The sequence below is a fragment of the Flavobacterium chungangensis genome (assembly GCF_042654045.1).
Taxonomy (GTDB): Bacteria; Bacteroidota; Bacteroidia; order Flavobacteriales; family Flavobacteriaceae; genus Flavobacterium; species Flavobacterium chungangensis.
The window spans coordinates 193,515-219,560 of record NZ_JBHSFY010000002.1 but is presented as its reverse complement, the minus strand read 5'-3'; the positions used below and the strand labels follow the sequence as shown (position 1 = coordinate 219,560).

The 26,046-nt window shown below is 33.1% G+C and carries 23 protein-coding genes and 1 other RNA gene; 9 read left to right on the top strand and 15 right to left on the bottom strand.

Going from position 1 to position 26,046, the window contains the following annotated elements; genetic code table 11:
* The first annotated feature begins 237 nt into the window (after window positions 1-237).
* From ACFO3N_RS04115 to ACFO3N_RS04105, 3 genes are all read left to right on the top strand, one after another.
* A complete protein-coding gene (locus ACFO3N_RS04115; RefSeq protein WP_379795411.1) occupies window positions 238-1,290 on the top strand; it encodes a sensor histidine kinase in 1,053 nt (350 codons plus the stop codon).
* Complete coding sequence (locus tag ACFO3N_RS04110; protein ID WP_095930523.1) at window positions 1,280-1,981, top strand: LytR/AlgR family response regulator transcription factor; 702 nt, start codon at window positions 1,280-1,282, stop codon at window positions 1,979-1,981. The genes ACFO3N_RS04115 and ACFO3N_RS04110 overlap by 11 nt, the downstream gene beginning before the upstream one ends.
* A 175-nt stretch (window positions 1,982-2,156) precedes the next feature.
* On the top strand, window positions 2,157-3,626 hold the full coding sequence (locus ACFO3N_RS04105; RefSeq protein ID WP_379795408.1) for an MFS transporter: 1,470 nt from the start codon (window positions 2,157-2,159) through the stop codon (window positions 3,624-3,626).
* Between the two features lie 120 nt (window positions 3,627-3,746).
* On the opposite strand, the gene ACFO3N_RS04100 is transcribed toward ACFO3N_RS04105, so the two are convergent.
* The 4 genes from ACFO3N_RS04100 to ffs form a co-directional block, all read right to left on the bottom strand.
* On the bottom strand, window positions 3,747-4,244 hold the full coding sequence (locus ACFO3N_RS04100) for a hypothetical protein (protein ID WP_095930521.1): 498 nt from the start codon (window positions 4,242-4,244) through the stop codon (window positions 3,747-3,749).
* Between the two features lie 91 nt (window positions 4,245-4,335).
* Window positions 4,336-4,992, bottom strand: coding sequence for a fructose-6-phosphate aldolase (gene fsa / locus ACFO3N_RS04095; RefSeq protein ID WP_198856298.1), 657 nt, complete (start codon window positions 4,990-4,992; stop codon window positions 4,336-4,338).
* A 168-nt stretch (window positions 4,993-5,160) separates the two neighbouring features.
* A complete protein-coding gene (locus tag ACFO3N_RS04090; protein WP_379795406.1) occupies window positions 5,161-5,964 on the bottom strand; it encodes an SDR family oxidoreductase in 804 nt (267 codons plus the stop codon).
* 174 nt (window positions 5,965-6,138) lie between these two features.
* Window positions 6,139-6,236, bottom strand: an RNA gene (ffs, locus tag ACFO3N_RS04085) — signal recognition particle sRNA small type.
* 88 nt (window positions 6,237-6,324) lie between these two features.
* Here ffs and ACFO3N_RS04080 point away from each other — a divergent pair.
* Window positions 6,325-7,377 (top strand): glutaminyl-peptide cyclotransferase, encoded by a 1,053-nt coding sequence (locus ACFO3N_RS04080; protein ID WP_379795404.1) that lies wholly within the window; start codon window positions 6,325-6,327, stop codon window positions 7,375-7,377.
* Between the two features lie 115 nt (window positions 7,378-7,492).
* Window positions 7,493-8,731: an imidazolonepropionase gene (gene hutI / locus ACFO3N_RS04075; protein ID WP_379795402.1), complete on the top strand. Its 1,239-nt coding sequence runs from the start codon at window positions 7,493-7,495 to the stop codon at window positions 8,729-8,731.
* Window positions 8,732-8,974: 243 nt separating this feature from the next.
* Here hutI and ACFO3N_RS04070 read toward each other — a convergent pair whose 3' ends face one another.
* Complete coding sequence (locus ACFO3N_RS04070) at window positions 8,975-9,853, bottom strand: hypothetical protein (RefSeq protein ID WP_095930515.1); 879 nt, start codon at window positions 9,851-9,853, stop codon at window positions 8,975-8,977.
* A gap of 98 nt (window positions 9,854-9,951) precedes the next feature.
* Between ACFO3N_RS04070 and ACFO3N_RS04065 the strand changes: the two genes are divergently transcribed.
* The gene (locus ACFO3N_RS04065; RefSeq protein WP_250836727.1) at window positions 9,952-10,989 is read left to right on the top strand and encodes a formimidoylglutamase; all 1,038 of its coding nucleotides are present in this window, start codon (window positions 9,952-9,954) and stop codon (window positions 10,987-10,989) included.
* 136 nt (window positions 10,990-11,125) lie between these two features.
* The gene (locus ACFO3N_RS04060; protein ID WP_250836728.1) at window positions 11,126-12,373 is read left to right on the top strand and encodes a DEAD/DEAH box helicase; all 1,248 of its coding nucleotides are present in this window, start codon (window positions 11,126-11,128) and stop codon (window positions 12,371-12,373) included.
* Here ACFO3N_RS04060 and ACFO3N_RS04055 read toward each other — a convergent pair.
* The 3 genes from ACFO3N_RS04055 to aroC all read right to left on the bottom strand — a co-directional run bounded on the left by ACFO3N_RS04055 (window position 12,370) and on the right by aroC (window position 17,054).
* Entirely contained in the window at window positions 12,370-14,535 is a 2,166-nt protein-coding gene (locus ACFO3N_RS04055) for a response regulator (protein ID WP_379795399.1), read from the bottom strand. The two genes, ACFO3N_RS04060 and ACFO3N_RS04055, sit on opposite strands and share 4 nt — an antisense overlap.
* Before the next feature lie 144 nt (window positions 14,536-14,679).
* The gene (locus tag ACFO3N_RS04050) at window positions 14,680-15,942 is read right to left on the bottom strand and encodes a dicarboxylate/amino acid:cation symporter (protein ID WP_379795397.1); all 1,263 of its coding nucleotides are present in this window, start codon (window positions 15,940-15,942) and stop codon (window positions 14,680-14,682) included.
* Between the two features lie 53 nt (window positions 15,943-15,995).
* Window positions 15,996-17,054, bottom strand: coding sequence for a chorismate synthase (gene aroC / locus ACFO3N_RS04045; RefSeq protein WP_379795395.1), 1,059 nt, complete (start codon window positions 17,052-17,054; stop codon window positions 15,996-15,998).
* Between the two features lie 188 nt (window positions 17,055-17,242).
* Here aroC and ACFO3N_RS04040 point away from each other — a divergent pair, with 188 nt between their 5' ends.
* Together ACFO3N_RS04040 and ACFO3N_RS04035 are read left to right on the top strand one after the other, a co-directional pair.
* Window positions 17,243-18,064: a UDP-2,3-diacylglucosamine diphosphatase gene (locus ACFO3N_RS04040; RefSeq protein WP_379795393.1), complete on the top strand. Its 822-nt coding sequence runs from the start codon at window positions 17,243-17,245 to the stop codon at window positions 18,062-18,064.
* A gap of 139 nt (window positions 18,065-18,203) precedes the next feature.
* Window positions 18,204-18,701: a hypothetical protein gene (locus ACFO3N_RS04035; RefSeq protein WP_379795391.1), complete on the top strand. Its 498-nt coding sequence runs from the start codon at window positions 18,204-18,206 to the stop codon at window positions 18,699-18,701.
* 186 nt (window positions 18,702-18,887) lie between these two features.
* Here the strand turns inward: ACFO3N_RS04035 and ACFO3N_RS04030 are convergent, their stop codons facing one another.
* The 7 genes from ACFO3N_RS04030 to ACFO3N_RS04000 form a co-directional block, all read right to left on the bottom strand.
* The gene (locus ACFO3N_RS04030) at window positions 18,888-19,313 is read right to left on the bottom strand and encodes a protease complex subunit PrcB family protein (protein WP_250836734.1); all 426 of its coding nucleotides are present in this window, start codon (window positions 19,311-19,313) and stop codon (window positions 18,888-18,890) included.
* A gap of 14 nt (window positions 19,314-19,327) precedes the next feature.
* On the bottom strand, window positions 19,328-20,473 hold the full coding sequence (gene bshA, locus ACFO3N_RS04025; RefSeq protein WP_095930507.1) for an N-acetyl-alpha-D-glucosaminyl L-malate synthase BshA: 1,146 nt from the start codon (window positions 20,471-20,473) through the stop codon (window positions 19,328-19,330).
* Window positions 20,474-21,015: 542 nt separating this feature from the next.
* On the bottom strand, window positions 21,016-21,498 hold the full coding sequence (locus tag ACFO3N_RS04020) for a hypothetical protein (RefSeq protein WP_057116491.1): 483 nt from the start codon (window positions 21,496-21,498) through the stop codon (window positions 21,016-21,018).
* Between the two features lie 92 nt (window positions 21,499-21,590).
* The gene (locus ACFO3N_RS04015) at window positions 21,591-22,382 is read right to left on the bottom strand and encodes a (Fe-S)-binding protein (RefSeq protein ID WP_250836736.1); all 792 of its coding nucleotides are present in this window, start codon (window positions 22,380-22,382) and stop codon (window positions 21,591-21,593) included.
* 137 nt (window positions 22,383-22,519) lie between these two features.
* Window positions 22,520-23,857, bottom strand: coding sequence for a 4Fe-4S dicluster domain-containing protein (locus ACFO3N_RS04010; protein WP_379795388.1), 1,338 nt, complete (start codon window positions 23,855-23,857; stop codon window positions 22,520-22,522).
* A 6-nt stretch (window positions 23,858-23,863) separates the two neighbouring features.
* Window positions 23,864-24,829, bottom strand: a complete 966-nt coding sequence (locus ACFO3N_RS04005) for an MlaD family protein (RefSeq protein ID WP_379795386.1) — start codon at window positions 24,827-24,829, stop codon at window positions 23,864-23,866.
* Window positions 24,830-24,879: 50 nt separating this feature from the next.
* Entirely contained in the window at window positions 24,880-26,001 is a 1,122-nt protein-coding gene (locus tag ACFO3N_RS04000; protein WP_379795384.1) for an N-acetylmuramoyl-L-alanine amidase family protein, read from the bottom strand.
* Window positions 26,002-26,046: the final 45 nt, after the last annotated feature.

The following is a 26,046-nucleotide window of genomic DNA, read 5'->3' as shown; positions in this document are numbered from 1 at the left end:
AAGGCATTGTTAAAAAAAATAAATTAAACCAACAGCAATAAAATTTAAACGAACGACACAAAACATTCAATAATACGCTTTACGAAAACGTTCTAATAGAAAAAATAAGCACAAATATCCTTTTTTTGCAAAATTTTATTCAAAAAAATTGGCTCTTTGCAGTTAATTGTTTAAAGTTGCACAATATTTCAATATTGTTAAGAAAAACCAAAAAAAACGCAAATAACTTAAAACCAATTGAAAGAAATACGAAAAGTTAAATTTGATATTAAACTTCAAAATCATATCTGGTTTTGGGGAGTATATTTTACTTTAAACTTTTTAAGATGGGGGGCTTACTTTAATGATTATCCTTATGCATTTAAGTCTAATGTAATTGAATTCTCACTAGTTATTCCGTTAGTGTATTTAAATTTATTTGTTTTAGTTCCCAAGTATGTACTAAAACAAAAATACATCCTGTATACTTTTTTGCTTCTAGTAAGCTTGTTTGTAATGTATCTGCTCAAAACGGCCCTAACCTATTATATTATATCAGAAAATATCTGGCCAGAAGCAAATCGCGAATACCATCCTTTTGAGATCAATCACATTGTTGCTGTTTGCATAGGAGAATTGTATGTTCTAGCAATGGCTTCATCTGTATATCTTACTTTAACCTGGTTAAGAGAGCGTGAAAGAAATAGATCATTGAGAGAAAATCAATTTAAAATAAAATTAAAATATCTCGAAAATCAGATTCAGCCTCATTTTTTCTTTAATACACTAAATAATCTGTACGCTTTATCTTTAGAATCATCAAAGAAAGTTCCAGATGTAATCATCAAACTTTCTAATTTGATGGAGTATGTTTTGTATGATGTAAAAGGAACCAAATTTGTTCCGCTTATAAAAGAAATAGATTATATTCAGAACTATATTGAAATCGAAAAACTTCGTTTTGAAAATGTTGAAGTGACCATAAATTTAGAATCTAATATAGAAGATGTTGTTGTACCGCCTTTAATCTTTATTTCTTTGGTCGAAAATGCATTTAAACACGGTGGATTAAACAACAAAAATTTAAAAATAAAAATCAATTGCAAAGTTATAAACAACAAAGTACTCGATTTTGAAATCTTAAATAATTTCGTAATTTCACAAAATCATAATCAAAAAAAAGGAATTGGTCTCGTTAATACAAAAAAGAGACTAAAGCTAATTTACAAAAACAATTTTAGCCTAAAACAGCAAACCAAACTAAATTTCTACATAATCAGATTGCAAATACCAACTCAGAATGAAGATTAAATGCGTGTTAATTGATGATGAGCCTCTAGCTATCAAAGTCTTGCAAAATTATTTTACCAATTTTACAGATTTTGAAGTTGTTGCGACATTCAATAATTCTCTAGAAGCGCTCGATTTTATAAACAGTACTCCTGTTGATGCCGTCTTTTTAGATATTAACATGCCCATGATGACGGGTTTTGAACTTATTAGTCTTATCGAAAACAAAACCAAAGTTATTATTACCACTGCATTTAGAGAATTTGCTGCCGAAAGTTATGATTTGGATGTATTAGATTATTTGGTAAAACCAATTCCGTTGCCAAGATTTATAAAATGCATCAACAAAATCACGACCGAATACAATCTTAAAAACAATATCAAGATTGAAACCGCAAAAGGAGATTCTCATATTTTTATCAAAGTAGATAAAAAAATGATGAAAATTAATATTGAAGAAATTCTATTTGTCGAAGGAATGAAGGAATATATAAAAGTTGTCACTCCCGATAAAACCTATATTACACATAAATCTCTTACATCCTTATCTGAAGAATTGCCTGCAGATCGCTTCCTTAGAATACATAAATCTTATGTAATTGCACTAAATAAGGTGAAATCTATAGAAGGAAACCGCGTTCAAATACAATCTTACAACATTCCGATAGGCAGAAACTACAGTAAAGAAGTTAAAAACAAGATATTGGAATAAAATATAATTACGAATTACATTTTCTAAGTAGGTTAAAATTAACACTTTGTTGAAAAAACATAGCCGTTGGTTTAAATTTAACATTATTTATACCTTTTTATTTTTTTTTGATAATCCTAACAAATATATTTACGGTCTTCAAAAAACAATAAAATAAAAAATTAACCTTATTATTATGAGTTCAGAAAATGTGCAAACCAAATGGGGGCAATTTATCTCTTTGATAATCGTCTTCTTCTTTTGGGGTTTTGTTGGTTCAGCCAATGATATCCTGATTCCAGTATTCAAAAAAGTATTTACGTTATCGCAAGTAAAATCTCAATTAGTAGCATGGGCTTTCTACGCTGCATATTTTGTTGGATCAATTATATTCTTTATCGTTTCTTTAAAAGTAGACGTTTTACAAAAATACGGCTACAAAAAAACACTATCTGCAGGATTAATTTTATCAGCAGTAGGTTCATTCCTATTCATTCCAGCAGCTACAATTCAAAGTTTCCCTTTCTTCTTAACAGCTTTATTCACAGTAGGTTTAGGATTCTCTATCCAACAGATTGTTGCAAATCCGTTAGCTATTAAAATGGGAAGTCCAGAAACTGGAGCACACCGTTTAACTCTTGCGGGAGGAATCAACTCTTTCGGAACAACAATCGGAGCTATTTTATTAGGTATCGCTTTATTCGGAATGGGAGATAACAAAAAAACAGCTCTTTCATTAGAAGATATTAAATTGCCTTTCATCATTTTAGGTCTTGCTTTTATTGCGGTTGCGGTATTTATGAATTTCTCAAAAATCGAAGATCCTGTAAAAGAGGAAGAAGCAGTAATTAAAGACAAACACAGCAAATTCAACATTCTTGACTATCCACAATTATACTTGGGTATGTTAGGAATTTTTATTTATGTAGGAACTGAGGTAACTATCATCAGTAATTTACCTGCTTTATTACACACTCACGAATTCGGAAACATCTTAGAAGATGCTGTAGCACCGTTTATTGCGCTTTACTGGGGAAGTTTAATGATTGGTCGTTGGAATGGTGGAGCAAACGTATTTAATACTTCAAACTTAGTAAATACAGCACTTAAATTTATCGTTCCTGCTGCTGCATTTGGAGTAATCATTGGAGCAAATATTTTTGCTGCTCACGATGTTTCTTCATTCTACATCTACCCATTCTGGATTTTACTATTTATTGCAGTAAGTTTTATTGGTGGTAAAAATGCTGGAAAAACATTAATGCTTTTCGGAATTTCAGGATTAACTATGATGGCATTAGGATTAGCATGGCCAGATCCAGAAATTGCTAAATTCTTCTTTATCTCTGGTGGATTATTCTTATCTATCATGTGGCCTTCAATCTTCGATTTAGCGATTGCAGGATTGGGGAAAAACACAGGAAAAGCATCTTCTTTCTTAATCATGATGATTCTTGGTGGTGGAGTTATTCCATTGGTACAAGGAAGCATCTGTGATTTAGATGCAACAAATCCAAACGGAATTTTCGGTATCACATACACTCACTTCTCTTACATTATACCGCTACTTGGTTTTGCATATTTAGGATTCTATGGTTTCTACTGCCCTAAAATTTTAAAAAGACAAGGTATTAGCCACATAGAAAGTGCTGGTGGAGGACACTAAGATTTAAAAAAATCCAATATAAAAAATCCAAATTCCAATTTTAAAACTGGAACTTGGATTTTTTTATTTCCAAAAAAAAGAAAACCTTAGAAACTTAGCATCTCAGAATCTTAGCAACTTTTATTTGGCATTAATAATATTACTCAAGTTCTTCTTAAAAAGAGCCTTATTTTGAACCGTTAAAGGATAAACCACATCTTTGTCCGCATGAACAATTACTTTATCTATATCGGCATTTAAAAGCGCTTGCGGATCTTTAATCTTCAAGGTGCAGGCTCCATCAAAAAAGCCGTCATCTTCTATAGTTTTTCTAGCTTCTATTTTTGTTCCGTCACTTAAGATTGCCGAAATCGTCATTTCGCTATTTAATGTTTTCGAATAAAATCCATCCATTACCAGCAAAAGACGATATGAATTTTTTAACTCAGGACCTTTAAACTCATGCCTCGTAATATTATATCGAAGACCTTTGGCGAGAGTTTGAAATTTAACTGAGCAATCTAGCTCATAAGTAGCAACATCGCCCGCTTCATTTACCGAAGTAATAACTTTAGCGGCTTGAGCGTTTATAGAAAAACTCGCTACAAAAAAAGACAACATAAATAAGATAACTTTCATATTTAACTATTTAAGATTCAATATAAAAGTAAAAAAAATCGTCTCTTCTCGTTAGAAAAAAGACGATTTTAATTTTGTAAGTATCTAAGGATTATTTATTTCCTTTTTCAAAGTCAGCTACAAACTGAGCTAAACCGATATCTGTCAATGGGTGTTTCAATAAACCGTAAATTGCAGAAAGAGGTCCAGTCATAACGTCTGCACCAATTTTAGCACAGTTTACAATATGCATAGTGTGACGTACAGAAGCTGCTAAAATTTGAGTTTCGTAACCGTAGTTATCATAAACCTCTCTAATTTCTTGAATCAAATTCAATCCATCAGTAGAAATATCATCTAAACGCCCAACGAAAGGAGAAACAAAAGTTGCTCCAGCTTTTGCAGCCAAAAGTGCTTGTCCTACAGAGAAAACAAGAGTTACGTTAGTTTTAATTCCTTTATCAGAAAAGTATTTTGCTGCCATAACACCTTCCTTAGTCATAGGAAGTTTTACAACAATCTGCTCATGTAATTCAGCTAACTCCTCACCTTCTTTAACCATACCTTCAAAGTCAAGAGCGTTAACTTCTGCACTTACATCACCATCAACAAGATTGCAAATGTCAACATAATGCTTAAGGATATTGTTTTTTCCAGTGATTCCTTCTTTTGCCATTAATGACGGATTAGTTGTTACACCATCCAAAACACCTAAAGCTTGTGCTTCTTTAATTTGAGCTAAATTAGCTGTGTCTATAAAAAATTTCATAATTTGTTTAATTAAAAATGGTTTGTTTGTATCTATAAATTTCTTTTCAAAGAAATTCTTTTTAAAGAAATCTAGCTGCAAAATTACAAAATCAATACCAATAAAGATTTTAAAATTAAAACCATTTTAAAATTATATGTTAAAAATAAGTGTATTTTTTACATTTTTCTACAGCTTATAATGATTCATAAGCATTTTCTCATACACTTTATCTGGAAGCGCACGTTTTAAAACAATCGAAAACTTCTGCATAAAAGCGCCCACTTTATAATGTACGTTTGGTTTTTTAGTTTGAATAATTTTATAAACTGCTTCTGCCATTTCATTTGGATTACTTCCTGCATCAACATGATCATTCATTGTGGCTAGAACATCGCCGTAAACTTTTTCGTAAGCAGAATTTTTAATAACTGGGGCGTGATAACGTCCAGCAGCAATATTGGTAGCAAAATCTCCAGGCGCAACGTTCGTAATTTCGACACCAAAAGCCTTAACTTCCATTCTCAAAGCTTCAGTAATCAATTCCAAAGCTCCTTTTGATGCAGAATAAACACTTCTATACGGAAGTCCCATATAACCAGCAATCGAAGTAATATTAATAATAAGACCTGAATTTTGCTTACGCATTTGTGGCAACGCCGCTTTCATAACTTCAATTGGACCAAAAAAGTTAGTCTCAAAATTATTTCGAATTTCCTCAGTCGGAATTTCTTCTAAAGGCCCTGTAATTCCAACTCCAGCGTTATTAATTACAATATCCAATCTTCCAGAAGTTTCGATAATTTTGTTTACCGCTGTTTTAATAGAATCAGAATTTCGAACATCTAAAGCAACTAACGGAAAAACTGAATTTAAAACTTTCTCAGGATTTCTGCTTGTTCCGTATACAACAAAACCTTTTTGATGTAAAAACTCACCAATAGATTTTCCAATTCCTGATGATCCTCCGGTAATTAAAACGACTTTGCTCATTTTTTAGTTATAAGTTATGGGTTATGAGTTATAAGTTTTTGGAATTGGGTTTATTTTGAACCACATAAAGCAGTCAATTTTGAACTTCTAACCAATAACATTTAACTTCAGATAGGGTCAAAAATAAAAAAATCCTCCAAAAAGGAAGATTACAAAACTATTAAATTATAAAAAAAATGGCAAGCGACCTACATCGCACCGCTCAACCACGTACCCTTGCTATGTTCCCATCCTGGGGGAGTCTGCAGGAGCTGGTCGTGTAGGACTTGCCGGTGCAAATATACAACCTTTTTATATTTTTGCAAGACCTTTGTAACAATAAAAATATCGTCGTATATTGGCTTATTGAAATTTTAAACTATGAAAAAATATAACTTCCTAGCTGTCATTTTATTAGGAATCACATTGGTTGGATGTGTAAAGGAAAAGAATGTTGAAAATTCTTTATTTACTATCGATGATTCTGCTTTTCCTGCTCATCTTACGCAAAAAGAAGCGCTTAATATTGGAATTTTAAACCCGAAATCTAAAGAAATTGACAGCGTTGCCTACTTTGTAAACGACCAAAGAGTTGGAGGTACAAAAGGTGCTGCAAATTTTAGATTTGAATTAATAGATCAAAAATTAGGATACCAATACTTAAAAGCTAAAGTTTATTTTGGCGGAGATTCTTCAGACGCAACTGCTAGAATTGAAGTCGTTTCAGACATTGAGCCTAAATTATTAAAATATAAAGTCGTAAATACTTTTCCTCACGACAAAAAAGCTTTTACAGAAGGTTTAGAGTTTTATAAAGATACTTTATACGAAAGCACTGGACAAGAAGGAGCTTCTTTTGTAAAAAAATACGATTACAAAACTGGAAAAGTTTACAAACAAATTGATCTAGACCAACAGTATTTTGGAGAGGGAATTACATTTATAAATGATAAATTATTCCAACTAACGTACAAAAACAAAAAAGGTTTCATTTACGACGCAAAGACTTTAAAACTTGAAAAAACCTTTGATTATGAAAAAGAGATTGAAGGTTGGGGAATGACAAATGACGGAAAGCACATTTATCAAACTGACGGAACTGAAAAAATCTGGAAAGTTGACCCTGCTACTCAAAAAATGATTGACTATATCAACGTTTATTCGGGAGAATCTAAAATTAAAGCCGTTAATGAAATCGAATGGATCAATGGAAAAATCTATGCAAATGTATGGTTCAAAGATGCTATTGCTGTCGTAAATCCAAATTCAGGAGCAGTTGAAGCCATTTTAAATTTATCTGATTTAAGAAAAACAATGACAGATATTACAAAAGATGATGTTTTAAACGGTATTGCATACAATCCTAAAACTAAAACTATTTTTGTAACGGGTAAAAACTGGAGCAAAATGTTCGAAATTACCGTTTCAGAATAAAGATAAAAATATTGAATTTTTAAAATTCCAAATTCCTATCTGACACAAATTTCACGAGTTTTCACAATTCATTAGTGAAAATTCGTGAAATTTGTGTTTTATAACAATATCCACAATGACAACATTAATCATAAACATACAAGAGTTATTACAAGTTCGCGAAACTCCTATCACTAAAGTTTCGGGTGCGGAAATGGCAAAACTTCCAACAATTAAAAATGCTTTTTTGGTATTAAAAGACAATTTAATTGAAGATTTCGGCTCGATGGATAATCTTCCAGAAATCAAAGCTGATAAAACTATTGATGCAACTGGAAAAGTTGTTCTTCCGTCTTGGTGCGACAGCCACACGCATATTGTTTATGCAGGAAATCGCGAGCAAGAATTTGTTGATCGTATAAATGGTCTTTCTTACGAAGAAATAGCCAATCGCGGCGGCGGAATTTTAAATTCGGCTAAAAAACTAAACGAAACTTCTGAAGAAGAAATTTATGAGCAATCTAAAGTTCGATTAGAAGAAGTAATGCAGTTAGGAACCGGTGCTGTAGAAATTAAATCGGGTTATGGATTAACGGTTGATGGAGAATTAAAAATGCTTCGTGTAATTAAAAAATTGGCAGAAAACTATCCTATCGCCATCAAAGCGACATTTCTAGGCGCACATGCTTTTCCTTTACATTACAAAGAGGATAAAGCAGGCTATCTTGACGAAATGATTAACGAGATGCTGCCAGAAATTTCCAAAAATAAGCTTGCTGATTATGTAGATGTTTTCTGCGAAAGCGGTTATTTTTCTGTAGAAGAAACCGAAAAAATAATGGAAGCAGGTTTAGCATTTGGCTTGAAACCAAAAATTCATGTCAATCAATTTAATTCTATTGGCGGAATTCAGGCTGGCGTTAAATTTAATGCACTATCTGTAGATCATCTTGAAATTATGAACCCAGAAGATATTGAAGCGTTAAAAGACACCGAAACAATGCCTGTTGCTTTACCTTCTTGTTCTTATTTTTTAAGCATCCCGTATACACCAGCGCGCGAAATGATAAAAGCAGGTTTACCTTTAGCGTTAGCAACAGATTTCAACCCTGGATCTACTCCATCAGGAAATATGAATTTTGTTGTAGCAACAGCTTGTATAAAAATGAAAATGACGCCAGAAGAAGCAATTAATGCAGCAACAATAAACGGCGCCTACGCAATGGGACTTTCAGAAACACACGGAAGTATCACAAAAGGCAAAAAAGCCAATCTGATTCTAACAAATCCTATATCTTCTTATTACCAGATTCCTTACGCTTTTGGAAGCAATCTTATTGAATCAGTTTTTGTTGAGGGCAAAATTTTAAAATAAATCGTTTGTCCAAATAAACAAACAGTTCAATTCAATAATTAAAATTTAATTTTATCTGCCAAAATCATTTAAATCTGCGTGAAAAAATCTATACGTAAAATGTTTCACGCAGATTTAAAAAGATTTAGGCAGATATTTGCAGATTAAATTGAAAAAATCACCACACATTACCCCATAAAAAAAGGCCTGTGAAAAATCACAGACCTTTAATATCTTAAGTGGTATTGTATCCCTTCGGCCGAATTATCTTAAACTAAAACTAGTTTTAGAAACTAATTCATCATTATCAAAAACATTGATAAAATAAGTTCCTTTAGCAAAATCTTTTCCTGGAAGATCTTCACTAACTTGTACAGTTTTATTTTCGTATTTCACTGTAGTTTTAAAGCTGTAAGTTAATGTGTTTTCTCCAAAACTTTCAGTTTTCTTTTCGCCTAAAACATTGTTTTTAGCGTCGATAACTTGAACATAATACGTTTTGTCTCCAGATTTTGCAATTTGATTTTCAGCAATTGTAAAACTAACTTTCAAAACATCAGCACGACTTGCTTTATCCGTTTCGATTTGTTTTCCAGAGCTTTTCAATTTGTAAGCCGAAGTTTTAGTATTTAAAACAGATAATTTAGATCCTTTTTCCACAGTTTTAGCCAATTCTTCATTTTGACCAACTAATACTTCATTATACTTTTTAGACTCTCCTAAAACTACAATAGTACTATCTCTTTGAGTTGTTAAAACACCATTTTGTTTTTTCAACTCATCGTTTTCAGCAACTAAAGTTTTCATTTTACTCTGCATTGCTTGAACTTGAGATCTGTATTTAGAAACATCTCCTTTAGACTTGTTCAAATCATCCATTAAAGCCACAACTTTGTCTCTTTCTTGGATTAATTCGTCAGACATAGAAGTGTTTTCAGCAATTGCAGCATCATAAGTCGCTTTTAACTCCTGTAAATCTTTCATTACAGACTCTTTCTCAGTCAAGGTTGTTGTAAGTTCAGTCTTAACCACCTCTGTATCAGAAGATAATTTAAAAATATACACTAAGCTACCGATCAGTAGGACTGCTAAAACTGCGATTACCGCCTTTAGACTTGAATTGTTGTTCTTTGGGTTTTCCATATTTAAATAATTTTCTTTAATAACAAATTTAAGAATTAATATAAGGTAATAACGTAAGTTTCTACAATTATATTATTTTTGGAAAATAAATTTTTTTCATGGAAAAATTAATCCCATTCACTATAAATGATTTAGCTAAAATCACAAATCACAGAAGTGGTGAAATAAAGTTCGGAGAAAAAATGATTGTCATTCCGCCAGGAATTGATAAGATTAATTTTATTAAAGAAAGTGAAGCTAAATATGTGCTTCTAGGAATTCCCGAAGATATTGGTGTGCGCGCCAATTACGGAAGGCCTGGAGCTGCTTCTGCATGGCAATCTGCGATAAAAAGCATTGCCAATATTCAGCACAATCGTTTTTCTAAGGGGAGTAACATTATTATTTTAGGACACATTAATGTTAGTGACGAAATGCGTCAGGTTGAAAACTTAGATTTTAACGACATTGACGATCGTTCAAAATTAAGTCAGCTGGTTGAAAAAATAGACAAAGAAGTCTCTCATACTATTTTCACTATAATCAAAGCTGGAAAAACGCCAATTATTATTGGTGGAGGCCACAATAATGCCTACGGAAATATTAAAGGTGCTGCTCTTGCGAAAGGAAAACCTATAAATGCAATCAATTTTGATGCGCACTCTGATTTTAGAATCTTAGAAGGCCGCCATAGCGGAAACGGATTTTCATATGCTTACGAAGAAGGTTTCTTAAAGAAATATTTCATTTTTGGCCTTCATGAAAATTACACTTCAAAAAGTGTTTTAGATATTATAAAAAAATTGGAAGACCGCGTTCGATACAATACTTACGACAGTGTCAACATTAGAAAAGAAAAAGATTTTAATCGCGAAATGATTACCGCTTTGGATTTTATTAAAAGTGATGCTTTCGGAATTGAAATTGATCTTGATGCGATTCCAAACATTGCCAGCAGCGCCATGACTATCAGCGGTTTCTCTGTTGAAGAATTAAGACAGTTTGTTTCTTTCTTTGGCGAACATAAGCATGCTGCATATCTGCATATCTGCGAAGGAGCACCAGATTTAGATAATTCTCCAAACAATAATTTAATCGGCAAATTGATTGGTTATTTAGTTACCGATTTTATCAAAGCAAACATCGAACCCGCTTGATTTTAAATACCCTATTAGGTTATGCCATAAGGCCTATTTGCCAAATAAAAGCAAATTCAAACAAACGATTGGACGAATAAACATATCTTTGCACAGCATTTTAGTTATTAAAACTGAAATACTAAATACCAAAGATATGTTATTCGAAGATCTATCACTTTCAAAAAGTATACAAAAAGCCGTATTTGAAGAAGGCTACTTAAATCCGACTCCAATTCAGGAAAAATCAATTCCGATTGTTTTAGAAGGCCGTGATTTAATTGGCTGTGCACAAACAGGAACAGGAAAAACGGCAGCATTTGCTATTCCAATCATACATCAATTACACCGAATTGTCGGTTCATCAAAAAAAGCAAAAGTGATTCGCGCGCTTGTGGTTACGCCTACTCGCGAACTAGCAGTGCAGATCGGTCAAAGTTTTGACACTTATGCAAAATATACCAACTTAACACAACTGACTATTTTCGGAGGAGTTTCTCAAAATCCGCAAGTTGATGCTTTAAAAAATGGAGTTGATATTTTAGTTGCCACTCCAGGACGTTTATTAGACCTTCATAAACAAGGTTTTCTTGATTTAAATCATTTGCACACTTTAGTGCTAGATGAAGCCGATCAGATGCTGGATATGGGTTTTATAAACGATGTCAAAAAAATCGTAAAACTGACTCCTAAAAACAGACAAACGTTACTTTTCTCTGCAACAATGCCAATTGCAATTCGCGAACTTGCAGAAATGTTTCTTCAAGATCCAGAAAAAGTTGAAGTTTCTCCCGTTTCTTCTACAGCAGAAAATGTCGAGCAACGCATTTATTTTGTTGATAAAACAGAAAAAAGAAACTTGCTATACAATTTAATTAAAGAAGAAAATCTATCGAACGTGCTTGTTTTCTCGAGAACCAAACACGGCGCTGACAATGTGGTAAAAGCGCTTCGCAAAAAAGATATTCCTGCAGAAGCTATTCACGGAGATAAATCGCAAAACGCAAGACAAAGAGTTCTAGATGCCTTCAAAAACAAAGAAGTTGGAGTTTTGGTTGCAACCGATATTGCAGCACGAGGAATTGACATCGAGCAATTGCCTTATGTAATCAATTTCGATTTACCGAATATTCCAGAAACTTACGTTCACCGAATTGGCCGTACAGGTCGTGCAGGAAATGGCGGAATCGCAATTTCTTTCTGCGGAAAAGATGAACTTCCGTATTGGAAAGACATTCAAAAATTAATAAAAGTTGATGTAAAAACGATTGCTGATCATCCGTATCAATGGCATTCTGGAAGTCCAGAAGCTGGAGAAAAGCCTAAAAGTTCAAACAGAAGCGGCGGAGCTCACAAATCGAGAAAGTCAACAAACGCTAAGAAAAACAAAAAACGCTGGTACTAAACAGCGTTTTTTTCTTTTATAAGGAAATTAATTATTTTAAATAATTTAACCGGTTCAAAAGGTTTAATAATAATATCATTCATTCCAGATGAAATCGCCTCATCTGTAATTTCATCTTTATCAAAAGCCGTCAAAGCGACAATAGGAGTTTCTATACCTTGAAGACGTATTCGTTTGGTGGTTTCAAATCCGTTCATTAAAGGCATATTAATATCCATTAAAATTAGATCGAACGTATCGTTTTCTAAGGCTTTAAGAGCTGCAAAACCATCATCGACTACTTTACAGGAATAATTATTTTTTTCGATAATCTTTTTGGTAACAAGCTGATTAATCAAATTGTCTTCAACCACTAGAATTTTATAAACTTCGCTTGAAGTCAAATCAACTTCAATCTCATCAATAATGCTTTTCGTTTTGGCTAAATCATGCTCAAAAGCAATGGTAAACGAAAATGAAGTTCCTTTTCCTAAATCGCTGTCCAAAGTAATGGTGCTTCCAAAAAGCCCTAAAAGTCTTTTTACAATACTAAGCCCCAATCCTGTACCTTGATAATCTTCGTCTTTACGGCCAACTTGAACAAATTTTTCAAAAATCTTATTTTGATCTACAGCGGCAATTCCTATTCCGTTGTCTTTTATCAAAAAATCTAAATAATGGAGCTTTCCTTCTACTTTATTCAGTTTTACTATAATTTCAACTTGTCCGTCTTTGGTAAATTTCAAAGCATTACTAACCAAATTCATTAAGATCTGAGCCAAGCGCAATTTATCTCCAATTAAATATTCTGGAATATGAGAATCAATATCAATAGAAATGCTATTATTATTCTTCTGTGAGAGAAAAGAAAGCGAATTCTTAATTACCGTAATTTCATCAGAAATATTAAAAGTCAAATTCTCCAATACAATCTTGTTCTCTTCAATTTTGTTTATCTGCAAAATATCATTTACGAGAGACAATAGATATCTTGCAGAAAATTTTAAGGAACTTAAATGCTGGCTTCTCGAAATTTCTTTATGTTCTTCGAGCAGCATATTGGTAATTCCGACCACTCCATAAAGCGGAGTACGCAATTCGTGACTTATAGTCGATATAAATTGCGTTTTGAGCAAAGAGGCTTCTTCTGCGATTTCTTTCGCTTTAAGAAGCTCTAAATTGTGTTTTTTCTTGTATCTGATATTCTTTATCAGTGTGATAATTAAAATTAAAAGAATAAGCGAAATCAAAATAAAAAGAATTACAATGATTTTTGACTTTCTTAAACTTTGAGATTGCTCTACTTTTTCTCCCTCAACTTTATCAATCTGCCTTTTATATTCGTCCAATTCTAGACTTAGACCAGCTTGAGAAGCTTTTTTTAGTTTTTTAACATCATATAAATTATCAGAAAGATTATAATGATCAACAAGCGCTTCGTAGGCTTCTTTGTGTTTATCGATTTTATTTAAGAAATGGGCATATTCTAAATATGCATGTGCCAAATCTGTTTTTTCCTGGCATTTTTTTCCTGATTCAATAGCACTCAAAAAATAGGCATTTGCAGCCTTGTTATCATTTTTATGGCTAGCATAAATACCGTTCAGCATATCCACTATAACTTCTGTCGATCCGTCGTTATATTTTAATTTCGTGCTATTAACATATTTCAAAAAAAGATGCCCTTGATTGAAGTTTCCAATATCAAAATACGCCCAAGCAATATTGACATTGGTAAAATACACCTCTTTCAAATCATTAATTTTCAAAGCATAAGCAACTGCTTTTTTATAATTACGGATTCCTTCATCAAACTGTTTCTTTTCAAAACAATACATATTCCCTAAATTATTATAGAGAAGACATTTTATAGAATCGTTATCGGTTTTATTGGCATAATACAGCCCCTTTTTGTAGAAGAAAATCGCTTTATCAAACTCTGCCAATTCATTATAGTTGGCCGCGATAATATTGTAAGAACGAGCAGTAAGACAGTAATCTTTTAGTACTGTTGCCGCATTTAAGGCAGCTCTAGAATAGATAAGTGATTTTTCGAAATTAGATTCTCTAAAATTTAAAAGTGCTTTCTTAACAGTCTTATCAATTTTAGGATCTAGATTACAATTAGATTGCGCGATTGCCGAATTGGCAAAGCAATTCAGAATCAAGAGTAAAAGTAACAAAATCCGTTTTTGGGGCATCAATCGGCTAGTTTGATCAAATATACACTTTAAAATAAAAAAAAGCTGTATTTCATAAAAAAATACAGCTTTTCAAAATATTATTTCAATAACTAAGATAAAAAAATTAAAATCTTAGCTTTTTTATTATTCTTTATTATTTTCCCATTGTCCAACAACAGAAGTCGCTAATGCATTTCCTAACACATTTGTTGCACTTCTAAACATGTCGCAAAAGTGGTCAATTGGAAGAATTAACGCAATTCCTTCAATCGGAATATCAAACATACCACATGTCGCCGCAACGACAACCAAACTAGCACGTGGCACACCTGCAATACCTTTACTGGTAAGCATTAAAACTAAAAGCATTGCCATTTGTGTTCCTAAATCTAAATGCACATTATAGAATTGAGCAATAAAGATGCTCGCAAAAGTCATGTACATCATACTTCCGTCAAGGTTAAAGGAATATCCAAGTGGCAGCATGAAAGAAACGATTTTATCTTTTACTCCAAAACCTTCTAATTCTTCTGTTAATTTAGGAAATACGGCTTCACTACTTGTAGTTCCAAAAGCGATTGCCAAAGGCCCCGTAATACGTCTTAACAATTCTGTCATTCTTCCTTTTAGGAAAATATATCCGATTACAATTAAAATTGCCCAAAGCGTACCGATACCAATTAAAAACGAACCGAAAAATTTGAAGTATGTAATAACCAATTCTTCTGCATCTCGAATAGCAAACACACCTGCAATGGCTCCAAAAACTCCAATTGGAGCAAACTTCATTACATAGTTTACCATTTTCAAAACAATGTGCGATAGTTTATCAAAAGCACTAATAATTGGCTTTACTGTTGACCCTAAAGAAGCTGCTGCTAACCCGAAGAAAATAGAGAAAACTACAATCTGCAGAATTTCATTGGTAGCCATCGCTTCCACAATACTTTTTGGCACGATATGCTCAACAAAATTATCAAAAGACAGATTTTGTGTTTTACCTGTAACCTCAGAAGCCGCTGCCATATCAACGTGTTCTAGCTTTAAACCAACACCTGGCTGCAAAATATTTACGTAAAACAATCCAATTAAAAGAGAAATAAATGAAGCTGTAAAAAACCACCCAATAGCTTTTCCTCCAATTCTTCCAACAGTTTTAATATCACCCAATTTTGCAATTCCCACTACCAAAGTCGTAAAAACCAATGGAGAAATAATCATTTGCACCAAACGAATAAAGATGGTTGCCAGCATTTTAATTTTACTGCTAAATGCCTGCGCTGATTCTGGCGAAATGGTATTGTGCAATATAATTCCTAAAATGGCTCCAAGAACCATCGCAATTATAATTTGCCCTGTTAATCCCGAAAGAAATGATTGTTTTTTAGTTTCTGTAACTTCTTGCATTAATTTATTTTTTAATTATTAAAATAATAAGACCCTCACTGTCTTACCTTTTATTAATATGTTTTGTTGATCAAATAAAAATCAGCCAAAACAATTGCGGCCATCGCTTCAACGATTGGCACTGCGCGAGGCACTACACATGGATCATGACGTCCTTTTCCAGTCATTGGTGTAATGTTTCCTTTATTATCTAAAGAATCTTGAGTCTGCATAATAGTTGCAACTGGCTTAAAGGCAACTCTGAAATAAATATCCATTCCGTTGCTTATACCACCTTGAATTCCGCCTGATAAATTTGTTTTTGTAGTTCCGTCAGGATTGTATAAATCGTTATGCTCGCTTCCTTTCATTTCAGATCCAGAAAAACCGCTTCCGTATTCAAAACCTTTTACTGCATTAATAGAAAGCATTGCTTTTCCTAATTCTGCATGAAGTTTATCAAATACTGGTTCTCCTAAACCAACTGGAACATTTTGAATTACACAACTCACAACACCTCCAACAGTGTCTCCCTGTTTGCGGATCTCACGAATATATTCTTCCATAGTCGCTGCAGATTTCTCGTCTGGACAACGCACTGGATTGCTTTCAATTTTAGAAAAATCTAATTCTTGGTATGGTGTTTCTAAGTGAATTGGACCAACAGAAGAAACATAAGCATTGATTTTAATTTCTGCCAACATTTGCTTTGCAATTGCACCTGCTACTACTCTACTTGCTGTTTCTCTTGCAGAACTTCTTCCGCCACCACGATAATCGCGGAAACCATATTTCTGATCGTAAACATAATCAGCATGGCTTGGTCTGTAATTATCTTTTATATGAGAGTAATCGTCTGATTTTTGATTGGTATTTGGAATAATGAAACCGATTGGAGTTCCAGTCGTTTTTCCTTCAAATATTCCTGATAGAAACTGAACCGCATCTGGCTCTTTTCTTTGTGTAACAATTGCCGACTGACCTGGCTTTCTGCGTGCCATATCTAGTTCAATTGCTTCAAAATCTAATTGTATTCCTGGAGGACATCCGTCAATAATTCCGCCTAAAGCTTCACCGTGAGATTCTCCAAATGTAGTTACTTTATATAGTGTGCCGAAGCTGTTTCCTGCCATTGTGTTTTGTTTTGAGCAAATGTAAGTTTTATGAATTAAATTAAAAAATTTAAAACTGGTATTATTAACGAAACATTAAATGGGATAAAAATCACAATTTGGTAAAATTACCCTCCTTTTGATAACCTTTTAATAAAATTAAATTTCACAAATTTTCTTTCATTTGTAAAACTTCAAATCAAGAAAAATTGAAAAAAAGAAATGTCGAATTGGTCATTCTTTCTGATGTCCATTTAGGAACTTACGGAAGTCATGCTAAAGAACTAAACAACTATCTTTCAAGCATTAAACCCAAAACTTTAGTTTTAAACGGCGATATAATTGATGCTTGGCAGTTTCGTAAATCGTATTTCCCAAAAGCACATTTACGAGTAATTCAGCGCATTATCGGAATGGCTTCTAAAGGAACAAAAGTTTACTATATTACTGGAAATCACGACGAGATACTTCGAAAATTCAGCGATATGAATATGGGAAATTTTGCTCTAGTTGATAAATTAGTTTTAGAATTAGACGACAAAAAAGCTTGGATTTTTCACGGAGACGTTTTTGATGCCTCGGTTCAGCATTCAAAATGGATTGCAAAATTAGGCGGACTGGGTTACGATTATCTAATCCTAACGAATCGTTTTGCCAATTGGTGTCTAGCTAAATTAGGACGCGAACCTTATTCTTTTTCTAAAAAAATAAAAGCCAGCGTTAAAAAAGCCGTAAAATTCATTTCTGATTTTGAAACCACAGCAACCGATCTAGCCATTGAAAAGAATTACGATTATGTAATCTGCGGACATATCCATGAACCAAAAATAGTAACCAAGGAAAACAAACACGGTTCTACTTTATACCTCAATTCTGGTGATTGGGTAGAAAATCTGACTGCTTTAGAATACCATAAAAAACGCTGGAAGCTTTTCTCTTACAAGGCTAGCAACTTTGCTGAAGAAGAAAATCTTTTAGAAATGGAAGATCTTATCACATCTCAGCTCATATCTTCCATAATCCTTAAATAAAGGCCTCAGAAGGAGTTTTTTAAGAATTTTAACGGTCGGAATTCCTAAAAATGAAAATTATATAACAATTTTCAAAAATATTATACGTTCTCTATTTGACCGATATAATACATTTGAAAAAAATTAATTAACCATTTTTATGAAAAAGATACTTTTATCTGCCCTTATGCTTCTTGGTTTAGCATTTACGGCTCAATCGCAAGAAATTTCGAAACACGCTTTAGGATTACGTCTGGGAGACAACAACGGATTTGGAGGAGAAATATCATACCAATTAGGATTAAATCAAAAAAACAGACTTGAATTTGATTTAGGATGGAGAAACAGCAGTGATGTAGACGCTATAAAAGGAGTTGCTCTTTACCAATGGGTTTGGAACATCGACGGAGGTTTTAACTGGTACGCTGGTGTCGGTGGAGGATTAGCCGCTTGGGATCACGATTACTACAACAATAATTATAGATACAGCGATAGCGGAACTTATGTTTTTGCAGCTGGAGATATCGGTATAGAATATAGATTTAGCGAAGTGCCACTTACCCTATCATTGGACGCAAGACCAGAAATTGGTTCAGGTTACTATGATGATGACAATTTCGGATTTGACGTTGGTTTAGGAGTTAAATTTAGATTCTAAATTAAAATTAAAAAATAATTGTAAGAAGAAACCTGTCGTTTAAAAGCGACAGGTTTTTTTTATGGTTTCAAAAGAAATTTTAAAAAAGGGCTTCGACTGCGCTCAGCCTGACAAACTTTGAAATCGCTTCCTAAGAAACAATCAATGTCAGGCTGAGCGCAGTCGAAGCCCAGCCCTTACATAATTTTACTTAATAATAATTTCTTTCTTAGAATGAATTTTCACCACCGTATAAGGATATGAAATTACCTGCATCGTCATAGCATCTTTTGCTGGACTATTTTCTTTTACAGTGATAATGATATTTTTATCTGTTTCTTCTACCTTTTCAACATCTATAGAATAACCGCTTGTGTTTTTTTCGCCCATATTTAGAATCACATAATTATAATCCTGAATATCGGGATCCTTCATTTTATGCGCCAAAAGCGGATCGTTTTCAAGCATTTTGATTTCATTGGGCTCTGTCAAAATTTCAAAAAATTTAATATTTCCACCGCCATCCGATTGCGTTGTTAAAACTTCGTACAATGCCGCATTTGAACTTCCAACCTTCTTCACTCCGCACGAAATCAAAACAAAAATCGCTAAAACAGAAATTACTTTTTTCATCTTATTCTTTTAAATTAGTGCTTCTCCAATTTGTAATCATCAACCGCTTTCTGATATAAAGCCTCATATTTAGGCAAGATATTTTTAATATCAAATTTTCTTGCCACTTCAAGAGCATTTGCCTTAAACTGACTTAAAACCGCATCGTCTTTTAAAATCTTCAATGCGTTTTGTGCCATTTCCTCGACATTTCCGACATTGCTTAAGTATCCAGAAAAACCATCAAAATTTACTTCAGGCAAACCTCCAGAATTACTTGAAATTACTGGAACACCACATGCCATTGCTTCTAACGCCGCCAAACCAAAACTTTCAGTTTCTGAAGGCAATAAAAACAAATCGGTCATGCATAAGATTTTATCAATTTCGTGGCTATTTCCAAAGAAAATCACTTTGTCTAAAATCCCCAATTCCTGACATAAAATCTCTGCTTTTTCCTTTTCAGGTCCATCACCAACCATCATCAATTTAGCTGGAATTTCTTTCTGAACGTTATAGAAAATCTTAATAATATCTGGAATACGTTTTACTTTTCTAAAGTTACTAATATGAGTAATAATACGCTCATTCTCATTCGCCATTACATAACGGTGACAAGGCGCGTTTGGATCTTTTTTGACTTTGTCCAATTCAATAAAATTCGGAATCACCTTAATTTTATTTTTGATTTTGAACAATTTCAACGTATCATCTTTCAAACTCTGCGAAACCGAAGTCACATAATCTGATTTATTAATACTAAAAGTCACCGCAGGCTTATAAAATGGATGATTCCCAACAAGTGTAATATCCGTTCCGTGAAGCGTTGTAATCATTGGTAGATTAATCCCTTCGTTCTTAAGCATTTGTTTTGCCATATAACCTGCATAAGCATGCGGAATGGCATAATGCACGTGCAGAAGCTCAATTTTGTACAATTTTACCATATCAACCAATTTACTAGACAAAGCTAATTCGTAGGGCTGATAATGAAACAAAGGATATTCCGGAACGTTTACTTCGTGATAATGAACATTCGGATTCAAAAGTGCCAATCTCACTGGCTGGCTATATGTAATAAAATGTATTTCGTGTCCTCTTCTGGCCAATTCGAGACCTAACTCAGTAGCTACTACACCACTACCTCCAAAAGTAGGATAACAGACAATTGCTATTTTCATGTATAAAATTTAATTCTACGAAAATACTCAAAAATAGCGTTTAATTAACCGTTTAAATTGTTAGATTTTTGACAAAATTAGATTAACTCTGGTTGATAAATATTTTTTAGAAGCAGAACAATATCATTCAAAAGCACTTGCAGTCCCGCTGTCCGCTAAATTCCCGATCAACAAAAACTACGGCTGAAAAAGCCTTGTTTTTCTAAATCGGGAGATACCGCTCCCATCGGGGCTAGATTAGACCTTTTTGTTTTCATAAGAACCTATTTTACCCAACTTTGTCAAAGTTTAAAACTTTGACAAAGTTCTTACTTACAAATATTCCGTAACGAAACCCGACAGTTTTTAAAAACCTGTCGGGTTTAATTCGCAAACACTATCACCCAAAATTGACAAACTTCTTTACCAACTAAACCTAACAGGTTTTAAAAACCTGTTAGGTTTCCAACCTGAAACTTGAAACCTGAAACTTGAAACTTAAAACCACAAAAAAAGGCACAAAATTTAAATTTCGTGCCTTTTAAATATATTTTTAAATACTCTTAGAAAAATCTGCTGTGCCAGCTATCGGCTGCAGGAACTTCCCAAGACTCATTAAATTCTTCGATATTGTTTACCAAATTATTGAAAACAATTGTATTCTCAGAAACTGATTTATCTTTTACCATTTTCTTGAAATCAATTAATGGTTTATGTGCAATATGTTCTCCAAGTTTAAAAGTAACATTCATTTTATCCAATAAATCAACGTTGTACTTTTTCTCTAAACTTTGAATAAATTCAACAGAACTATCAATAGAACAACCTGTAGCAGCCTGTACATCTTGATTTACTGCCAATATTATAAATCGGTTGTATTTTAATAAAAACGAAGCTTCTAGACTTGTGCCGTGTGCAGCCCATTGTTCTACAAAAGCTTTTAAATCCGTTTCGATTTCAGAAAACTCTTCCTCAGAAAATTTTCTGTTCGACTGGTAAATCCAAACTCTAGACTCACCTGGTAAATTTTCAAAAGGTATATACATTTTTAACTTTTTTTTGTTTGTTTTTGTTTCAGGTTTAAAGTTTCAAGTTTCAAAACTTAGTAGCTTAGCATCTTAGAACCTTAGCACCTCTTTTACAAATCTTGTGCATTTGCAATTAACTCAGCAACGTCCATAACTTTTACCTCACCCTCTTTATGAGCATGTTTAATACCATCGGTTAACATTGTATTACAGAACGGACAACCCGCAGCAATAATGTCTGGTTTTACTTCTAATGCATCTTCTGTACGAAGAACATTTACTTCTTTGTTTCCAGGTTCAGCATCTTTAAACATTTGTGCTCCACCCGCTCCGCAGCATAATCCATTTGCTTTAGAACGTTTCATTTCAACTAATTCAACGTCCAATTTCTGAATTAAATCTCTTGGCGCTTCGTAAACTTTATTGGCTCTACCTAAATAACAAGGATCGTGGAACGTAATTTTTTTACCTTTAAATTGCCCACCCTCAACAGTTAATCTTCCATCATCAATTAATGATTTCAAGAATTCTGTGTGATGAATAACTTCGTAATTACCTCCTAATTCTGGATATTCATTTTTCAATGTATTAAAACAATGCGGACAAGCTGTAACGATTTTCTTAGCTTCATAAGCATTCAAAACCTCGATATTCATCATAGCTTGCATTTGAAACAAAAATTCATTTCCAGCTCTCTTTGCAGGATCGCCAGTACAACTCTCTTCTGTACCTAAAACTGCAAAAGAAACATTGGTACGATTTAAGATTCGTACAAATGCTTTAGTAATTTTTTTTGCTCTATCATCAAAACTTCCTGCGCAACCTACCCAAAACAAAACCTCTGGCTGTTTTCCTTCGGCAAGCATTTCTGCCATTGTTGGTACTACTAAATTTTCTGACATTTCTCTCACTTTTGTTTAATCGGTTAGTCGTGAAATTGTTTAATCGCTAAAAGCAAAATGACAATTCTGTAAAAACCGAAATATTATTTTAAAAATCGATTAAACGGTTAAAGAACTAACCGATTAAACAATAAATATTAATTCTCGTTTTTCCAATTTAAACGGTCTTGCTGGCTGTATTGCCAAGGTGCACCGTTATTTTCAATATTAGTCATCATTGCGTTTAATGACATTGGAGCAGCACTTTGTTCCATCACTAAATAACGACGCATATCCATAATAATAGATAACGGACTAATATTTACAGGACATTCCTCAACACAAGCATTACAAGAAGTACAAGCCCATAATTCTTCTGGAGTAATATAATCGTTTAATAATGTTTTGTTATCTGGAACAAACACACCTTTATTAGCATCAATATTTTTACCAACTTCAGTTAAACGATCTCTTGTATCCATCATAATTTTACGTGGAGACAACTTTTTACCCGTTTGATTTGCTGGACAAGAATAAGTGCAACGTCCGCATTCTGTACACGTATAAGCATTTAACAACTGAACCCAGTTTAAATCCTGAACATCGCTTGCACCAAATTTACTCGGAGCAGCGTTTTCATCAACCGGAGCTGCCGCAAACGGATCAGCATTTGGATCCATCATTAATTTTACCTCTTTTGTAACAGAAGCTAAATTATCAAATTGCCCTTCTGGTTTTAAGTTTGCAAAATACGTATTCGGGAAAGCCAAAAGAATGTGCAAGTGTTTTGAAAAGTATAAATAGTTCATAAAAACTAAAATACCCACAATATGTAACCACCAGAAAACTTCAAATAACAATCCAACTGTTTCATTAGATGTACCATTAAAAATTGGCGCTATAAATTGACTTATTGGATAACTTCCTGCTTTATGAAAATGAGAATATCCTCCTGGAACATTCTGCAAATGCAAATCTGAAGCATTCATTAATAAAAACAGAATCATTAAAACTGTTTCAAAATATAGAATGTAATTGGCATCACTTTTTGGAAAACCAGTTAAATCAGAATGTATAAAACGCTTTAATCGAATAAAGTTTCTTCTTAGCCAAAATACCGTAACAGCAAAAATTACAAGTATTGCCAATATTTCAAATGAAGCAATTAAAACATCATAAACTACACCTAAATAAGGCGCAAAAACTCTATGTGTTCCAAAAAGTCCATCAATAATAATTTCTAATAATTCGATATTAATTATTATGAAACCTACATATACAAAAATATGAAGGATTCCTGCAACAGGGCGTCTCACCATTTTTGATTGCCCAAGAGCAATCAATGCCATGTTTTTCCAACGAGCTTTAGGATTATCTTTTCGATCTACATCAACTCCCAAATTAATATTTCGGATGATTTTTTTTACGCTCGCTGCAAAAAAACCGAAACCTACTATAAGAAGTACTGCGAATAAAATATTATCTAAATAACTCATTTATAATTATTTTTTATCTGTTGAGTTTGTTTCTTCTGTTGGTGCCACGTATGGTTTATTTTTCTTTCCAAAAAGAGAAACATTTACGTAACGAGTTGGATAAAGACGAAGATCTTGCAATAACAATTCAAGCTCTTTTGAAGTTTTAGTCAGGTTATTATACAAAGCCTCATCGTTAAGTATTTTTCCTGCTGTACCTTTTCCAGAATTCAAATTATTCATTAAAACATCAACTTTAGCTAAAGTTTGGTTCAAATTGCGAACTGTTTTACCTAAATCTGCTTTATTTAATGAATCTGAAATCTTATTGAAGTTGCCAGACATTTTATTGAAGTTTGTAACCATTCCATTAATCTGTCCTTTATTCGTATCCAAGATATTGTTAAGACTTCCAGATGCTTTATGAAATTGTTGCATTGTCTGACTTAATTCAGCAATTGTTTTCTTTAGATTTTCTTGAGTATTCTTATCTAAAGTATTGTTTAATCCTGTAACCAAATTATCAATATTCAAAAGCATTTTATCAAGCTTTTGCTGAATTGGTTCAATTTTTCCTCCTAATGATTCTGTCAAACCTAATTCGACAGTAGAAATTAATTTCTGTCCATCTTCTGCTAATTCTTTGTCAGCAAAATTCGGAATGATTTTAATTTGTTTTCCTGCAATTAAACTTGGAGAATAAATTGCCGCTGTACTGCTTTTCGTAATTGGGAAATCTGTTTTAAGCTGAAGTTCAACCAGTAATTTACCTGTTACTTCATCAATTGTAATTTTACTTACTTTACCAATTGCAAGTCCATTTAGTGTTACTGGAGCTGATGGTGATAAATCTTCAACATTATCATATTCAGCATATAAGACAGTATAATTAGTAAAAAGATCTCTACCTTTTAAAAAACTATATCCCCAGATAAATAATAAAATAGATACGATGACTAAAATAGCCGTTTTAATTTCTCTTGTTAGTTTCAAAATTCTAAGTGTTTGTACAAAATTAATATAAATATTCGAACTTGCGCTTATTATTTAAGCGCGTCCTGAATACTGATTTTTTCCCCATCTTTAGTTGCTACTAAAAATGCAGCGCCATATCCTTTAGCTTTAGCTTCTTGCAGATATTTTTGAGCGGTTTCGTAACTTGAGGTTTCTTCGTAGAAATATTTATAAATATTATTTTCGTACACCATTGTTACATTTTTCAATCCTTTAAAATTTTTAGGCTCTAAAGGTGTTTTTTTGATACTTGCAATAAGCTGTACTTTAAAAAATGTCCCTTTTGGAGCATTTTTCGCTACTGCAACTGGAGTAGTTGTTTTTGGTTTTGCAGGCGTAGTATCTCTTACGGGCCGACTCTCAGGAGCTTCCGCTCCTGTCCCAAAATATTCACGTTTATAACTTAAAATAGCTTCTGCAATTGCTCTTGCAATATCATCTTGGCCTTCTTCAGAATTCAGGATATTTCCTTCTGTTGGATTCGACACAAACCCTGTTTCCACCAAAACCCTAGGCATATAAGCTTTATGAAGTACCATAAAGGGAGCTTGCTTCACTCCTCCGTGACGAAGTTTTTTTCCTAATTTCTCAAAATTTTCCTCGATTTTAGTCGCAAGTGTAATACTATTATCTAAATATTCTTCCTGCATCAAAGTCATACCAATCATCGACTCTGGCGAGTTAGGATCGAAACCTTCATATTTACGCTTGTAGTCTTTCTCTAATGTAATTACAGAGTTCTCTTTTTTCGCCGCTTCAAGGTTTGAGGCTACTTTACTTAAACCCATTACATAAGTTTCTGTTCCGTCGGCAGCCGTATTTTTATTTGCATTACAGTGAATAGAAACAAAAATGTTTGAATTTGCACGGTTGGCGATATTAGCTCTTTCAACTAAATCTATAAAAACATCTGTTTTACGAGTATAAATTACATTAACATTAGGATTAAGTTCTAAAATCTTCCCCACTTTCAAAACAATAGCTAAAGCAATATTCTTTTCAATTCGTCCGCTATAAACCGCTCCGAAGTCATGATCTCCGTGGCCCGCGTCAAGCGTTACCTTAAACACATTTGACTGACTCTGAGCACAAAAGGACGATATTATTAGAAATAAAGTAAATATTACCTTAAATTTGTTAATTCTATTCATAAATCTAAAAGTTAATTTTAATAAAATGCAGCTGTTATAATTTTT

What these genes read in the sequence shown, in the direction of transcription:
- ACFO3N_RS04110 (WP_095930523.1), top strand. Translation starts at nt 1,280, where the DNA reads ATGAAGATTAAATGCGTGTTAATTGATGATGAGCCTCTAGCTATCAAA.
- ACFO3N_RS04105 (WP_379795408.1), top strand. Translation starts at nt 2,157, where the DNA reads ATGAGTTCAGAAAATGTGCAAACCAAATGGGGGCAATTTATCTCTTTG.
- ACFO3N_RS04100 (WP_095930521.1), bottom strand. Translation starts at nt 4,244, where the DNA reads ATGAAAGTTATCTTATTTATGTTGTCTTTTTTTGTAGCGAGTTTTTCT.
- fsa (WP_198856298.1), bottom strand. Translation starts at nt 4,992, where the DNA reads ATGAAATTTTTTATAGACACAGCTAATTTAGCTCAAATTAAAGAAGCA.
- ACFO3N_RS04090 (WP_379795406.1), bottom strand. Translation starts at nt 5,964, where the DNA reads ATGAGCAAAGTCGTTTTAATTACCGGAGGATCATCAGGAATTGGAAAA.
- ACFO3N_RS04080 (WP_379795404.1), top strand. Translation starts at nt 6,325, where the DNA reads ATGAAAAAATATAACTTCCTAGCTGTCATTTTATTAGGAATCACATTG.
- hutI (WP_379795402.1), top strand. Translation starts at nt 7,493, where the DNA reads ATGACAACATTAATCATAAACATACAAGAGTTATTACAAGTTCGCGAA.
- ACFO3N_RS04070 (WP_095930515.1), bottom strand. Translation starts at nt 9,853, where the DNA reads ATGGAAAACCCAAAGAACAACAATTCAAGTCTAAAGGCGGTAATCGCA.
- ACFO3N_RS04065 (WP_250836727.1), top strand. Translation starts at nt 9,952, where the DNA reads ATGGAAAAATTAATCCCATTCACTATAAATGATTTAGCTAAAATCACA.
- ACFO3N_RS04060 (WP_250836728.1), top strand. Translation starts at nt 11,126, where the DNA reads ATGTTATTCGAAGATCTATCACTTTCAAAAAGTATACAAAAAGCCGTA.
- ACFO3N_RS04050 (WP_379795397.1), bottom strand. Translation starts at nt 15,942, where the DNA reads ATGCAAGAAGTTACAGAAACTAAAAAACAATCATTTCTTTCGGGATTA.
- aroC (WP_379795395.1), bottom strand. Translation starts at nt 17,054, where the DNA reads ATGGCAGGAAACAGCTTCGGCACACTATATAAAGTAACTACATTTGGA.
- ACFO3N_RS04035 (WP_379795391.1), top strand. Translation starts at nt 18,204, where the DNA reads ATGAAAAAGATACTTTTATCTGCCCTTATGCTTCTTGGTTTAGCATTT.
- ACFO3N_RS04030 (WP_250836734.1), bottom strand. Translation starts at nt 19,313, where the DNA reads ATGAAAAAAGTAATTTCTGTTTTAGCGATTTTTGTTTTGATTTCGTGC.
- bshA (WP_095930507.1), bottom strand. Translation starts at nt 20,473, where the DNA reads ATGAAAATAGCAATTGTCTGTTATCCTACTTTTGGAGGTAGTGGTGTA.
- ACFO3N_RS04020 (WP_057116491.1), bottom strand. Translation starts at nt 21,498, where the DNA reads ATGTATATACCTTTTGAAAATTTACCAGGTGAGTCTAGAGTTTGGATT.
- ACFO3N_RS04015 (WP_250836736.1), bottom strand. Translation starts at nt 22,382, where the DNA reads ATGTCAGAAAATTTAGTAGTACCAACAATGGCAGAAATGCTTGCCGAA.
- ACFO3N_RS04010 (WP_379795388.1), bottom strand. Translation starts at nt 23,857, where the DNA reads ATGAGTTATTTAGATAATATTTTATTCGCAGTACTTCTTATAGTAGGT.
- ACFO3N_RS04000 (WP_379795384.1), bottom strand. Translation starts at nt 26,001, where the DNA reads ATGAATAGAATTAACAAATTTAAGGTAATATTTACTTTATTTCTAATA.